Below are 15,635 nucleotides of genomic sequence, written 5' to 3'. Positions count from 1 at the left end.
ATGATTATCGTTTTACCAGTTTGACGGCATCGGCCGTTACACTTCTTAATTTACATTCATTCGTTAGGGTAATGTAAGCCGTATCGGCCACAAAATAATAGACGCCCAGCTGTTCCCATCCTTCATTCGCTTTCCGGAGGTTGATATACGCATCTTCGCTTTCTTCCCCCTGTCTGATCCTGAAACGATATTCCCCCTGGGCCCGGTCATTATACCGGAGTTCGTTATCCTTACTTACATAATAATAGGCATCATAGGTACCCTCCGACGGGACAGGAATTTTCCAGGTTGCCGTCTGGCTACCGTTGCCGCTCTTTATCACATAAGCGGAACGAATATATTTACCGTAATAGTTTGCATTGGTGGTTGCCGTCCATTCCAATGGAGGCCGCCAGCTGGAAACACCTGAATACTTGAATGAAGTATCTTCCACCTTATCCAGCCATTTAGGTAATAACCCCACTACATCCGGTTCGGAAAGGATGAACAATGTACTGTCTTCATTATCTACAATAATTTCTCCCTCCGTCCCGAAAGAGGAATCGGAAATTATAAAATCTCCTTCTGCATCTATATTCTGCCTTCTCTCCTGTCTGATATTTCCGACAGGTTGATTGATCACACTCGGCAAATTACCGGATATCAAGGTATTGACGGTTACATCACGGGGAGCATCCTCCCAAACGGATACCAGTTCCTTTGTCTGGTGAGCTTCCAACGGAATCTTCCGGCTGGTACGCGGATCGATATCGTTCTGGCTGCTTCTTCCGACTCCCTGAATATCGATATGTATAATTCCATCATAATCCGAATTATTGCTGACCTGCATTTTCAGGACAAAAGATTCCTGTCCCCGGTTAGTGATTTTTGTCACTTCCGGTCGTCCCAAACTATAAATTGGCAGAGGCGTAGGATGCAACCATTCCTCCAATCCCGACCGGATATCCGCATGGCTAATCATCCCCAACGTATCCAGTAAACTTTCAAACTGGATATTCCGGAAAGTATTCCGTTCGAGTAATGTATAAAGCGAATCCCTGAATGCATTCACCCCGATATTGATCTCAGGAATAGCAAACAACCGATAAGTCTTTAAACTGATAATATTCTCCAGCAAATCCCGGTATTCCACATTACCCAGCAACTCCTTAAAGGTTTGCTTTTCCATCAGCAGGCTGGCTTTTTCATTGTTACTGATGCCATTGATCTCACGCTCCCAGCCATAGTTATCCGATTTCTTTTGCAGATAAAGTTCGATCGCAGTATTGGCGACCGGCCATTCGGGAGAAAATATATTGTACCGGTAATTATACAATTGCGGGAACAGGAAATAAGGGTTTGCCTGCGAACTGATATTATAATTACCACGGCCGCTGGATGAGAAATTATAGTTTCCTTCCGGCCGCTGGAATATCCAGAAGAAGTTGTTCAGTGTACGTATCTTTGCCTCTTCTTCCGTTATCTCACGTCCTCCCCGCTTCGACCATTTCACCTGGTTACGCCACATCTTGTCCACATCCAGCTGGCCGAACATACATCCTTTTTCCGGGAATAAAACCATCTCGGGCTGTACAGCTTCCTGAGCCTGCGACCAGGCACGGGTATAGGTGGAGAACTGAACAGGCACTTCCACAATCGAGAAACGGCTGAACGGATAACTCAGTTTATAGTTACGTTCCAGATTATCTCTCATATTACGGATAAAGCTGGGGATGGTATCGAGTATGGAGTCGAAAGTAGCCGTATAATAATCGTTTCCCTCAATGTGCCATATACTATATAATGTACTGTCCGATTCCAGACTTTGCTGTTTGTACTTACCCACAATCACGGAAATTGCCTGTGCCGGATATTCGGAGGCAAACGAATAAACGCCGTCCTCTCCTTTCACTCCCTCCCCTTGCGAAAGCGGGGTGAGACCCGGAAGAGGCTTTACTCGCAAACCGAATTTACTGAAATAAGTCTGCTGCCAATCCGGACTCATATTGCTGTAGGAGGTTCCGGGGCGCGGATACCAGTATGTTTCGGGAGTGAACAACAGATAATCCGGTGTCTGAAACACATATTGCTTATCTATATTAAACAGGAAATCCCTGCGCTCTTTCTGCAAAACCTCTGCCGGAATATCCAGGTAACAGAACTTACTGTCAATTTTCCCGCTATACCTGATAGAGAAAGATACCGTATCGCCAGGTAAAACCTCCTCACCGAAATCGACCAGCAGTATCTGATTATCCCTCTTGAAATCAAGAGGCTTCCCTCCTCTTTTTATTTCCTCCACCTGCAAACCGGGATTCAGACAAAAAGTGAAAACAGTCGCCGGCTGCAAAGCCATCCCTTTCATTTCCACCTCCGAAACCACTCGTTCCGGTTGCTGTTCGAGTGATATATCGTATTGATTGATTATCATCTTGGGAGTATTCACATACTTATTATTGATCTCGGTGTAAAGGGTACGCACCTCCCCTTCTCCCAGGATGGAATGAACATGTTTATATCCGGCCGCCCCACTTATCAGCAGCATACAAAACGAAAGGAACAACCACGGATAATTACTGCGCGACGAATTGGGCAACCGCCTGAACAGAAAGATCGTAAAAAAGATAAAAGCCAATCCGGCAAAGAAATAGATCGCCCGGTGATTCAATACAACTTCCAGATTGGTAAAGCCCACGATAGTCGATTTAACCAGCGGCAGACTATAAGCCATATAATCGAACAGGTAATAAAACTTATCGCTGATATAAAACAATGTCAGTCCAATATATCCCAACAGGATAATAAAGGTCAGTGCCTGATTTTTCAGTACCAGCATCAGGAAGATGGACAATCCGATGATAAAGATCAGTGTCGGAATACTTATCAGCAGGAAATAAACCGGATACGATAGCCAGTCTACCGACATGCCCGATCCTATAAAATTAAATATCAGAGCCATTCCCATGACGATCAGGTTCAGTATCAGGAAGACCCGCAGGTTTCCCCATATCTTTCCGATCACATACTCCGCATTGCTCAACGGACGGACATAAAAGACCTCGGAGGTATCCAGCTTCTTATCCCTTTTCAAAAACTCCGAAGCAAGGAATATCGATATGACTGCCTGCCCGGTATTCAGTAAAAGCAGGTTCAGGTAAGGGAGATTGGAAGGGAGTGCTTTCAACATCCACATACCTCCGCCATTGTCGGCAACCAACATACCAAAGTCAAAGAATCCGAGTATCAGAAGAGCCAGCACGGTAAACACCTTAAAGAACCAGCTTCGGATCAATATCTTGCTTTCGTATTTTGCTACCGATTGTATATTGTTGACAAACGACATAGGGGGTAAAGTAAAAGGTTACTAATCATTGGTCCAGAGATTCAATTTATTTTCCATATAATATACATAAGCATGTTCCAGATTGGGAGGATACGATTCAGCCTCATACCCTTCGATCTCGTCGGCCACCACCTGCACTTCCCAACCCGAACCGGAAGGAATCGTAGAGATAACAGGATATTTCTTATCCACCTCGTGCAGTTCATCACTTGTCACTTTAATGCGCCAAACTTTCCCTTCCGCCTGTTTCAACATATCCTGCGGAGAACCGTAAAAGGAAACCTGTCCCTTGTTCATCAACGCCATGCAGTTGCAGGTACTGGATATATCTCCCACAATATGAGTGGAAAGGATAATCGTCACATCATTCTCACTGACTTCCGACAGCAGATTACGGAAACGGATACGTTCTTCCGGGTCCAACCCTGTCGTCGGTTCGTCCACAATTATCACCTTCGGATGGTGGATCAATGCCTGGGCAATACCCAGACGGCGTTTCATACCGCCCGACAGTTTATTCGCATACCGTTCGCGCACATCGAAAAGACCGACATTTTCCAGCATGGCATCGACTGCCTGCTTGCGTTGCTTGCCATTCGTCATGCCTGATAAACGGGCCGCATAATCCAGAAATTCATGTGTCTTATATTTGGCGAAGAAACGGAAATCCTGCGGGAGATAACCTAATATTCCCCTGATCTCCTTCCGCTGTTTGAACAGATCGTATCCGCAAATATTCACCTGTCCTGACGACGGTTCCATTAATGCAACCAGGATACGCATCAATGTAGATTTACCGGCACCATTGGGCCCGAGCAGTCCAAACATGCCCGTAGGTATCTCCAGATTAATGTCTTTCAAGGCGTGGTTTCCGTTCGGATACACCTTATTTAGGTCTTTTATCGATATGCTCATTCTGCCAACTATTCAGAAGAAATTAGAATTAAGTATTAATGGCTGGTAAAGATATATTTTATTCGCATGAATACAAATAAAAAACGTCCTTATCCCCAATATATTGGATAAGGACGCTTAATTTTTTAATTAAAATCTGATTTTAATAGTTCTGCTTCATCGGTTCGAAGAATGCCTGCGGATGTTCGCATGCCGGACATTTCATCGGCGCTTTCTTGCCTTCGATCACGAAACCGCAGTTACGGCACTGCCAGAAGATAGCTTCGTCTTTTTCGAATACTTTGCCTTCTGTCAAGTTAGCCAACAGTTTACGGTAACGTCTTTCGTGTTCAGCTTCCACTTTAGCAATCATTCTGAAAGCAACTGCAATGTTTTTGAAACCTTCTTCTTCTGCGATGTCAGCGAATGCAGGGTATAAGTCAGCCCACTCTTCGTTCTCACCGTCAGCAGCAGCAGCCAGATTTTCCATTGTTGTGCCGATCACACCGGCCGGATAACAAGCAGTAATTTCCACCATACCACCTTCCAGGAATTTGAAGAAACGTTTAGCGTGTTCTTTTTCCTGTTCAGCTGTTTCCATAAATACACCGGCTATTTGTTCGTAACCTTCTTTTTTAGCTACGCTTGCAAAAAATGTGTAACGACTTCTTGCCTGAGATTCTCCGGCAAATGATTTAAGCAGATTCTGTTCGGTACGTGTACCTTTAATACTTTTTTCCATAATGCTAATTATATATGTAGTATAAAATGAGTTTGTAAGATCGCCCTATTGAAATAACTCTCAAAAGTAGGAAAATGTTTAATACTTTAATTCATTCTTTTACTTAAAATATATCTATCCACAGATAAATTCCATCTATTACTTTTCTCCCGAAAGACAAGTAATCATTAGTTCAGGACAGATACAGATACAATTTTTACCACATTTGCAATGTCGACATTACAATATATCCTATATTTTATGCTTTACGCTAAATATTATTGTATCTTTGCATCAAAATTTAACATACTAGGCAGAAAGATGGAACGTAAATTTGATTTTCAGCCCAAGTTGATCTCGGCACTGAAAAACTATTCCAAAGAAAAATTCATGGCAGACCTGATGGCAGGGATCATTGTGGGCATTGTAGCCCTTCCGCTTGCCATCGCATTCGGTATTGCTTCGGGAGTTAGTCCGGAAAAAGGATTGATCACCGCTATTATCGGTGGGTTCATTGTCTCTTTTCTGGGAGGCAGCAATGTGCAGATCGGGGGACCGACGGGAGCATTTATCGTCATTGTATACGGTATCATACAGAATTTCGGTATCGAAGGACTTGCCATTGCAACCGTTATCGCCGGTATCATACTGGTAATTATGGGAGCATTAAAACTCGGCACAGTCATTAAGTTCATCCCCTACCCGATTGTTGTCGGCTTTACCAGCGGTATCGCACTGACTATTTTTACCACACAGATGAAAGACCTGTTCGGACTGACGATGGAAAAAGTGCCGGCCGATTTTATCTCCAAATGGATTGCTTACTTCGAACATTTCCATACGGTCAATCCTTGGTCGTTCGTAATAGGGATTGTCAGTATACTTATTATTGCCATCTCTCCCCGATTTTCCAAAAAGATACCGGGATCGTTGATTGCTATTATCGTCATGACAGTCATCGTATATATTATGCGCAATCATCTGGGTATCGCAGGTATTGAAACCATTGGCGACCGTTTCACTATCAATGCTTCCCTCCCGCAACCGGAAGCTATTTCTTTCAATATGGAAACAATCAATCTCCTGCTTCCTGCGGCTTTTACCATCGCCATGCTGGGAGCTATCGAATCACTTCTTTCAGCAACTGTAGCCGACGGTGTGACGGGAGATAAACATAATTCGAACACGGAACTGATCGCCCAGGGAGCTGCCAATATCATTGTTCCCATCTTCGGAGGTATTCCCGTTACCGGAGCAATTGCCCGTACGATGACCAATATCAACAACGGAGGCCGTACACCTGTTGCCGGTATTATCCATGCAGTCGTACTGATGCTGATCCTGTTGTTTCTCGGACCGCTTACCAAGCATATTCCGATGGCTTGCCTGGCAGGGGTGTTGATTATTGTATCTTATAATATGAGCGAATGGCGTACCTTCCGTTCGTTGATGAAGAATCCGAAAAGCGATGTTTCTGTTTTGCTGGTCACATTCTTCCTGACCGTTATTTTCGACCTGACCATCGCCATTGAAATAGGTTTGCTGATCGCCATGTTCCTGTTTATGAAACGGGTAGCGGAAACGACGCATGTGTCTGTTTCCAAAGACGAGATCGACCTGTCCGATGAAGGAGAAATCCATCATGATGAAGAAGTGCTGACTTTACCGAAAGGCGTAGAAGTGTACGAAATCGACGGTCCGTTCTTCTTCGGCATAGCAAATAAGTTCGACGACGTCATGAATATCATAGGTGACAAACCTAAAGTGCGTATCATCCGCATGCGCAAAGTCCCGTTCATGGATTCGACCGGTCTGCATAATCTGGAAAGCCTGTTCCGTCTGTCGAAAGCAGAAAATATCCATATGATATTATCCGGAGTAAACGAAGATGTACGCCGGGTATTGACCAAATCCGGATTCGACAAGAAGATCGGACCGGATAATATCTGCTCCAACATCAACGAAGCCGTCAGGAAAGCGGAAGAAGCTGTAAAATAATTTCTAAAACTGAATGCCTATGGAAAGGAAGAACGAATGCGTCATCTTCTTTTTCCATAGCATATCGTTTAGCGGTTTCCGTTCAATCACGAGGTTACGGCGACCGCCATACACATCATAGTTAGAAATGGTATATCCGGCTGAAAATACCCAGCTTTCTACTTCGATCTGCATAAAACTCCTTACATTCCAATATAACCAATCCCCCTTCAGGTTAGTCACATCTTCCGTATGCAGAGCCGGAGTGGGGTGTTTTTCATTTTCATAACCCACCCGAAGCGTTTCGTTGGCAGGAACAACCATATATGCGCCGGGTTCCATATTGAACGTTACCTTCAGGTCACGATCTCCCCACCTGTTTATATTGGGTGTACGCAACCGGAGGGCCGGACGGAAAAGTATCCGTTTTACATTCGATTCATCCGAACCGATATACCATCTCATGTTTCCCGGAGCAGAGCCGGAATAATATTCATCGTAAAACTGTCCTGTAAAATTAACACCTCCTGTTATACCGACATACCGGCAAACAAAGAAAGTAAACGCCGGCTCCACCTCCCAGGAATAGTTATTATTCAACCCTCCTGAAAGAGCAAATTCCCATCTCCTGAATGCCTCTTCCTCTTTTGCCCCGGCAACAACAGGGAGCAACAACACCATCCATAACAACAATCGTTTCATATCTTTTCCGTTTTCACTATTGTGAAGACATGAAAAACAAGAAATACCCCTATCAATAGGATAGAGATATTTTACTTAATCCACCTTCAATATATTAATTCTTATTCCATTTTATTCTCTATATAATCCTATTCTTTTTACTTACATTTGCGTTTTATAACCGAATAATCTAAAATTATGGCACAATCAGGAAGACTGCTCTCACTGGACGTAATGAGAGGTATTACAATTGCAGGGATGATCATGGTGAACAATCCGGGAAGCTGGGGATATGTATATGCTCCGCTACGGCATGCATCATGGAACGGCCTCACTCCTACCGATCTGGTATTCCCGTTCTTTATGTTTATTATGGGAGTTTCCATGTTCTTTTCATTGCGGAAATACGACTTCAAATTATCCGGAGAAAGTGTTACGAAAGTACTGAAACGGACCGTGCTGATCTTCCTGGTCGGATTTGCCTTGAATTTATTCGGACATCTCTGCTACAACGGATTTTCCAATTTCGAAAACCTGCGTATCCTGGGAGTTATGCAACGGCTGGCACTGGCTTACGGGATCGGCTCACTGATCGGATTATCCGTTAAGCATAAATATATTTTACAGACAGCAGCCGGAATACTGCTGTTTTACTGGATACTTTTAGCCGCTACCGGCAGCCAGACGTTGTCGGAAGATAATATAATTGCAATAGTCGACCGTGCACTGTTCGGAAATACGCATATGTACCATGATTATCTGGCAGACGGAACCCGCATCGCCTTTGACCCGGAAGGGTTGCTGAGTTGCCTGGGAAGTATCGGGCATGTATTGCTCGGTTTCTATGTGGGTAAAATGATTCTCGACTGTAAGAAGAACAATGAATTAATTATCAGGAATTTGTTTATCTTTGGAACAATTATTCTGTTCCTGGGATTCCTGCTAAGTTACGGCTGCCCGATCAATAAAAAACTATGGAGCAGTACATTTGTATTAACCACTTGCGGATTCGGCTCGTTGTTTCTGGCGTTGCTGATCTGGATCATCGACATAAACGGCAAAAAGAAATGGTCGCTGTTTTTCGAATCTTTCGGGATTAATCCGTTATATCTCTATGTACAGGGAGATGTATTTGCAGTGGTACTCGATAAATGCGGAGTGACACCGTATGTATATGCAGATGTCCTGGTCCCGCTCTTCGGAAACTTCGGAGGTTCGTTGGCATGGGCTATTTTGTTTGTCGTATTGAACTGGATACCGGGATATTGGTTATATAAGAAACGTATCTACATCAAATTATAATGAATCGTTACAAACTGTTTTATCACTGCATTTATATAAGTATCATCTGCTTATTCCTGTTTTGCCCCGGCAAAGCAAAGTCGCAGATAAGCGAAGGAGGAAAACCGGTTAGTTTCAACTATCAGAACCCGTTGAAAAGCTGGCAACCGGCTGTTCAGATACCGGTAAATTTCAGTGTGGAAGACAGGATAGCAGTCGATGAATGGCGGGTAAGCCAGGGAGCACCTCTGGCTGTTTCTGCATTGATAGATACGGATTTGAATATGGAAAATGCCGGAGAATGGCGGGTATTGCCCGGCGGAGAAAAAATCTGGCAGCTTCGCCTTCAGGCAAAAGGGGCGATTGCCTTAATGTTATATTATGAAACATTTTACCTGCCTGAAGGCGGAAAACTATTCATATACAATGCAGAAAAGACGCATTTACTGGGAGCCTATACTTCGCAAACCAATCCGGACGGAAAATCATTTGCTACGGAATTTGTGGCCGGCGATGATATCATTCTCGAATACGAACCGCCTGTTTCGGACGAAAAAGCCCGTATAGCCATTAATCAGATAGGATACGGATACAATCATCTGCATGTAACTACTGACTTACGGAATACCGGCCCGGGAACTTCCGGTTCCTGCATGGTCAATATCAACTGCGAAGAAGGAGAGGAATGGCAACACGAAAAGAACGGTGTTTGCATGATGGTTGAGAAAATAGGGAAGGCCGGATACCTCTGTTCCGGTTCACTGGTGAACAACACGGCGAAAGACATGAAACCTTATATATTGTCGGCTTTCCATTGTACACAAGATTACGATAACGGAACAACTGCTTCGGAAACAGATCTAAACCAATGGGTATTTTATTTCCATTTTGAACATACCGGATGCGAAAACGCTTCGCCAATAGCCGGACATAAAACAATGACCGGCTGCCGGCGGATTGTAAGTATTCCGATAGAGGGCGGTTCCGACGGACTGTTATTATTGCTGAACGACAAGATCCCGGCAGAATATAATGTATATTTCAACGGTTGGGACAGAAGTGAAACGGCTACTTCATCCGGAGTGAATATTCATCATCCTTCCGGCGATTATATGAAAATATCGACCTTCGGTAATCACCCGGTAAAAACAACGACCTGGATAGATAATCTATCCAAAGCCGGAGCTCTCAATGCCCATTGGAATGTCATTTTCGACAAAACAACCAACGGGCACAGTATCACGGAAGGCGGTTCTTCCGGTTCGCCGCTTTTCAATGAAAATAAGCAGATAGTAGGTACACTGACCGGCGGTAATTCTACTTGCCGCCTGACAAGCGGCAATAACTTATACGGCAAGTTTTCTTATCACTGGGATAAATACAGCCAAGCTGATACCGGACGTATGGATATCTGGCTCGATCCGTTGAACACCGGTGCAACAACAATTCCCGGTTTGTCGCAAACCGGAGAGGAGGGGAGCCTTATCAATTATAAGTCACCGACAAATGTTACTGCCCAATCCATTTCTTCCAATAATGTTCTTATTCAATGGAATGCACCTGTATATACACAGTTGATCGGTTGGGGTACACAAAATTCGGACGCACAAATCGGATACCATGGCACTCCTTTTTATTTCGGTCAAAGATGGGAGTCTAAAGAATTGATAAACATACATAAAAAGAAATTGGTAAACGTAAAATTCATTCCTGTCTACAGTGTGAATTATGCCATCTTTATCAAACAAGGAGAACGGACCTATCAACAGGAAATAACCAATCTGACGGCCAACCGGTCCAACACGATAGAGTTGAAAACACCTTACACGATTGATGCCAACCAGGATCTGATCGTTTCCATCTATGCCAGGAAATACGGACGTTCGGTTTATCCTGCTTTCGTAGATAATGGTCCGGCCATTAACGGAAAAGGGAATCTGGTATCTTTTGACGGAAACGAATGGGAATATTTGCTGGACGAAGAATTCAATATTAATTTTATCCTGTCTGCTACCGTCACTTCCGAAGAAGGTGAACCGACACTTCCCCTTCCCGCAGCAAACAGTAATATACAGATTCCGGCTTTCCCTGCTATTACCGGATATAACATATACAAAGACCAGATGTTACTAGCTTCTGTCCCTGCTTCCACATTACAACACACAGATAAAAATGTCACCGGAGGCAAGCATGACTACAGTGTTTCTGCTCTATACGATTCAAAAGAAAGCAGAGCAGCCACAGCTACAGCAGAAACAAATGTAAATACGGAGAGTATACAGGAAACAACCGATTTCCATATCACCCCTGCAATATTCAAAGACCGGATACAGATAAATAATTACCAGCAAGTCAAAAGCCTTGAAATTTATTCATCCGACGGAAAACTGATCCGGAAATTAACCGATCCGGCAGAATGGATAGAGACAGGTAATCTTCCGCAAGGTGTTTATTTCTTCAAACTAAGCAATGATAAGACTTTCAAAACCATTCGCGGCATCAAACAATAATGAACAAACATTACTAATGTGTTAATGAATAGAGCAATTAGTTCAATTATTTCTATATTGGAGTTTCATAATAATGTTTCATCAAATGTACTGTCATACTATCATATTTTTATATAATACGCATATAATCAATATGTTATTCTATGACAGTTGCCATTTTCAACTATCATAATACTGTCATAAAACCATCATTTGGACTATATTTTAATTAAACATACATTGTTTAAGACCTAAAAAAGGCTTTACAAATAGGATAAATCGCACTTATATATTGCTTTCCCTACTATATATTTTGCGAAAATATATAGACTAATCTCACAGGAATACATACTTTTTGTTCTCAAGATGCCCTTCTCAGCCTGTTTTACACCCGGATGTTGACCGTGCCCAGACCCGGGTCTCAATATTGTCGACACCCAGGTCTCGAGCAACATAAATAACTATTTCGCTGATAATAAGTCATATATTTCAGTAAAACAAGAAGCATATATTGGGTTTCAGGATAAGACTATGATAGTTGCATGATAAGTAAATGACGGTTGAAAACAGGAACTATCATAGGATAACCTATTGATTATAGGTATATTATATAAAAATATGATAGTATGATAGTTCTTTTATCCCTGTGATAGTTTTGAGAAACGCCTTTCATCTCTTTAATAGGAAACCGTCACATCAAACCCTTCTTTCCGTGCCCGGTCGGCTATGGCGTCCAATGCTTCTTTGGAAACTTTTTTAAGTCCTTTCAAAGGAGTTTCACGGTCGATGGTATAGATCATTACCTGTTTCGGTTTGATTTGCTTCAAGGCTTCAAGCCAGCCGGTTATTTCTACTTCGGTTGTATTATCCACTGATTCGCCATTCACTTCGCCTTTCAGGAACATAGTCTGGATAATCAGGTTTCCTTCGAAACGGCATAACTGTCCGAGCAATTTATCGAATGTAAAAGCAGGAGAATTGGGAGCATTCAACTGTTGTATCCGGCTGTCGAGCACAGAATCGAGTTTCAGGATATTATCTTCAATTTTATTCAATGCCCGGAATACTCCTTCCTTATGCAACATGGTTGAATTGGATAAGACAGCAATTTTGGCATTCGGAAAAAAACGGTCGCGGGTGGCAATTGTATCTTCTATAACACCTTCAAACTCCGGATGCATGGTAGGTTCTCCGTTACCGGCAAAAGTAATCACATCGGGAACAATTCCTTCGGCCTGCATAGCCGATAACTTTTCCGTCAATGCTTCCTTCACTTCTGCACGGGTCGGCAATTTGGTACGTGTACGCCGTTCCCCGTTCAGTCCGCATTCACAATAAATGCAATCGAAAGAACAAAGTTTGCCGTCCACAGGAAGCAGGTTCATACCCAGAGAAACACCCAACCGCCGGCTATGTACCGGACCGAACACTATTTTATCAAAAAGAATCGTTGACATATCTAATACGTTTTTATCTATCAAGTTCTCTATATAACAAAGAACAGGACAATATTTCCTGAATTACGGATACAAAGCTACAAAAGACCTTATAATTACCAAGGAAGAAAAACTAAAAAGAGGATCGTCACCCTTGCTTTATTGAAACATAATTTATTATTAATTAAATAGGCAATAAGCTATGTTTCACTACTTTTGCGACTGATCGATGATCATATATAGGCGATATTTATCATAGAAAGCGTCCGGCTTTATCCTTTTCAGTTTATATTTCATAGTTTATAGAATTTCGACACACTAGTATTTCACATTACCTGTAACAGGTAAGTAGTGATATACCAGGGTGCCTTATTGTGTGCTGTAAACTGTGATGACTGACTGTTGATACGATAAAAACCGGTAAATTCCTGCGTTTTCTTTTATAACAATTGTCACTTCAGGGAATCAGTGACATAATTTTTTATATTGTGCTGTTTAATTCCATTGAATTCATTTGCTTCCTGCCGATCGTTTTCATTGTATATTGGTTAGCAGACAAGCATTTGAAATGGCAGAACTTCCTTGTCGTAACAGCAAGCTATATCTTTTATGGCTGGTGGGATATACGTTTTCTTTCTCTGATCATACTGACCAGTTCCTTTTGTTTTGTCAGCGGACTTCTCATCGAACAGGCCGAAGGCAACCGGAAGAAACAGAAGATAATCAACACGATCAATATTTTACTCAATATAGGTATCCTGGGAACGTTCAAATATTTTGATTTCTTCAGTACCAATATTGAAACTGCATTACATTCATTAGGGTTTGAACCGGATTGGATAACACTGGATATACTTCTTCCCGTAGGTATTAGTTTTTATACTTTACAGGCTTTAAGCTATAGTATCGACGTATATCAAAAGAAAATATCCGCCTGTCATGATCCGATTGCATTCTTCGCTTTTGTCAGTTTCTTTCCGCAGCTGGTGGCAGGTCCCATAGAAAGGGCCACCAATCTGTTACCCCAATTTTATAAACGACGTACATTCGACTACAGTAAGGCAATAGACGGTTGCCGGCAGATGTTATGGGGATTTTTTAAGAAGATGATCATTGCCGATAATTGTGCGATGGCAGTCAATGAAATATGGGGCAGTTATCAGTATCAGAGTGGTTTTACTCTTTTACTCGGCGGTCTTTTATTTACTTTTCAGATATACGGAGATTTTTCCGGTTATTCGGATATTGCTATCGGATGTGCCCGGTTATTCGGAATAGATTTAATGAAAAACTTCAATTATCCCTATTTTTCAAGAGACATATCTGAATTTTGGAGACGCTGGCATATTTCATTAAGTACCTGGTTCCGCGATTATATCTATATCCCGTTGGGAGGAAGCCGTTGCAAGAAAACAAAAGTAATCAGAAATACTTTCATCATATTCATTATCAGCGGACTCTGGCATGGGGCAAACTGGACGTTCATTCTATGGGGTATTTATCATGCCTTGTTGTTTATGCCTCTCTTGCTGCTCAATAAGAACAGGAGATATACGAAAAATGTAATCGCCGAAGGCAAACTTTTACCCTCTTTCAAAGAAGCTGTACAGATGTTTTCCACCTTTTTCCTTGTCCTTATCGGATGGATTATTTTCCGGTCCAACGACATCGGCGAAGCATCCGACTATTTAGCACGTCTTTTTTCCCCATCTTTATTCGAGGTATCCTTTCCGCACGGCAAAAGAGCGTTGATATATTGCTTAGTGCTACTCATTATTGAATGGATGCAACGGGAAAAAGAACATGCATTACAGATAAATAAAGAGATCAAATCACCTGTGGTACGTTGGGGAATCTATTATATCCTGATTTTTATAATCGTCTTTCTGCAAGGTACACCGGCCGATTTCATTTATTTTCAATTCTAAACGATATGAAGAAATTTATAAAACGATTGATTATCTTTCTGATACCTATCCTGATACTGTTCATCCTGTTGGAGTATGCTATCCGGCAAATACCGAATACTTACAAATATAAAAACGAATGGATGTCACAGCATGCAGATAGCCTGAATACACTCATATTGGGTAATTCACATTGTATGTCGGGAGTCAATCCTTTATACCTGACCAACAGCGCTTTCAATTTCGCAAATTCTTCACAGGATTTGGAACGTGACTATTTTGTATTGACCAAATATGAGAATATGTACAATAATTTAAAATGCGTTATTCTTTCTTTTTCGTATTGTACGCTTCAGGACAGGATGGATAATACGGATAAATCCCGGTTAAAATATTATGGTATTTATATGGGATATGAAAAATATAAATACAGTGTGGAAATAACGAGCAGCATTACTTATGAGAAAATAAAAGATTATCTGAAAGAGGGTACTTCACAATATTCTCCTTTAGGATTCAGAGTAAACAAATTTTCAAAAGATAATTTGGAAGTAAGTGGTATAAAAGCAGCCAAACGACATACATTAAATAACCGGAAAGATTTGGATGATAATCTGAAATATCTTCACAAAATCATTCAGTTCTGTGAAGATAAACAGATTCAATTAATTCTTGTCACCACACCAACCTGGCATAGTTATTATGAGCATCTGGATAAGCATCAACTCGACCAATTATTATCCATCGCAAAAGAGCTGGATAATAATCACAAAAATGTATTTTATTTCAACTTTCTAAAAGATGACCGATTCAATGATAACGATTTCAAAGACGGCGATCATTTATCAGAAGAAGGTGCTGAAAAATTCACTAAAATACTAAAGGATTCAATCAAACATAAATTAGATATTGAATTGTAAATATATA

The 15,635-nt window shown here is 41.8% G+C and carries 10 protein-coding genes; 5 read left to right on the top strand and 5 right to left on the bottom strand.

All coding sequences use genetic code 11. The features are described 5' to 3' along the window. Positions 1-4: 4 nt before the first annotated feature. The 3 genes from HMPREF1535_RS08580 to rbr all read right to left on the bottom strand — a co-directional run bounded on the left by HMPREF1535_RS08580 (position 5) and on the right by rbr (position 4,958). A complete protein-coding gene (locus HMPREF1535_RS08580) occupies positions 5-3,322 on the bottom strand; it encodes a golvesin C-terminal-like domain-containing protein (protein WP_009860440.1) in 3,318 nt (1,105 codons plus the stop codon). Between the two features lie 21 nt (positions 3,323-3,343). After that, a complete protein-coding gene (locus HMPREF1535_RS08575) occupies positions 3,344-4,237 on the bottom strand; it encodes an ABC transporter ATP-binding protein (RefSeq protein WP_044215046.1) in 894 nt (297 codons plus the stop codon). A 142-nt stretch (positions 4,238-4,379) separates the two neighbouring features. Next, positions 4,380-4,958 carry a rubrerythrin gene (gene rbr / locus HMPREF1535_RS08570; RefSeq protein WP_009860442.1) on the bottom strand — a complete coding sequence of 193 codons (579 nt, stop codon included), beginning with the start codon at positions 4,956-4,958 and terminating at the stop codon, positions 4,380-4,382. Positions 4,959-5,258: 300 nt separating this feature from the next. Between rbr and HMPREF1535_RS08565 the strand changes: the two genes are divergently transcribed. Further along, the gene (locus tag HMPREF1535_RS08565) at positions 5,259-6,935 is read left to right on the top strand and encodes a SulP family inorganic anion transporter (RefSeq protein ID WP_046145872.1); all 1,677 of its coding nucleotides are present in this window, start codon (positions 5,259-5,261) and stop codon (positions 6,933-6,935) included. Positions 6,936-6,938: 3 nt separating this feature from the next. Here HMPREF1535_RS08565 and HMPREF1535_RS08560 read toward each other — a convergent pair whose 3' ends face one another. After that, complete coding sequence (locus HMPREF1535_RS08560; protein ID WP_010801160.1) at positions 6,939-7,616, bottom strand: hypothetical protein; 678 nt, start codon at positions 7,614-7,616, stop codon at positions 6,939-6,941. A gap of 177 nt (positions 7,617-7,793) precedes the next feature. Between HMPREF1535_RS08560 and HMPREF1535_RS08555 the strand changes: the two genes are divergently transcribed. Both HMPREF1535_RS08555 and HMPREF1535_RS08550 read left to right on the top strand, forming a co-directional pair. Continuing rightward, the gene (locus HMPREF1535_RS08555; protein WP_046145871.1) at positions 7,794-8,897 is read left to right on the top strand and encodes an acyltransferase family protein; all 1,104 of its coding nucleotides are present in this window, start codon (positions 7,794-7,796) and stop codon (positions 8,895-8,897) included. Next, positions 8,897-11,386: a T9SS type A sorting domain-containing protein gene (locus HMPREF1535_RS08550; RefSeq protein WP_046145870.1), complete on the top strand. Its 2,490-nt coding sequence runs from the start codon at positions 8,897-8,899 to the stop codon at positions 11,384-11,386. Before HMPREF1535_RS08555 ends, HMPREF1535_RS08550 begins: the two co-directional genes overlap by 1 nt. A 656-nt stretch (positions 11,387-12,042) precedes the next feature. On the opposite strand, the gene HMPREF1535_RS08545 is transcribed toward HMPREF1535_RS08550, so the two are convergent. After that, entirely contained in the window at positions 12,043-12,822 is a 780-nt protein-coding gene (locus tag HMPREF1535_RS08545; RefSeq protein WP_046145869.1) for a radical SAM protein, read from the bottom strand. Positions 12,823-13,289: 467 nt separating this feature from the next. Here HMPREF1535_RS08545 and HMPREF1535_RS08540 point away from each other — a divergent pair, with 467 nt between their 5' ends. Both HMPREF1535_RS08540 and HMPREF1535_RS08535 read left to right on the top strand, forming a co-directional pair. After that, positions 13,290-14,729: an MBOAT family O-acyltransferase gene (locus tag HMPREF1535_RS08540; RefSeq protein WP_046146470.1), complete on the top strand. Its 1,440-nt coding sequence runs from the start codon at positions 13,290-13,292 to the stop codon at positions 14,727-14,729. 5 nt (positions 14,730-14,734) lie between these two features. Further along, the gene (locus tag HMPREF1535_RS08535) at positions 14,735-15,628 is read left to right on the top strand and encodes a hypothetical protein (protein WP_046145868.1); all 894 of its coding nucleotides are present in this window, start codon (positions 14,735-14,737) and stop codon (positions 15,626-15,628) included. Positions 15,629-15,635: the final 7 nt, after the last annotated feature.

Origin of the sequence: Parabacteroides goldsteinii DSM 19448 = WAL 12034 (assembly GCF_000969835.1) — a bacterium.
GTDB lineage: Bacteria > Bacteroidota > Bacteroidia > Bacteroidales > Tannerellaceae > Parabacteroides > Parabacteroides goldsteinii.
This window is presented reverse-complemented; position numbering and strand designations above follow the sequence as displayed.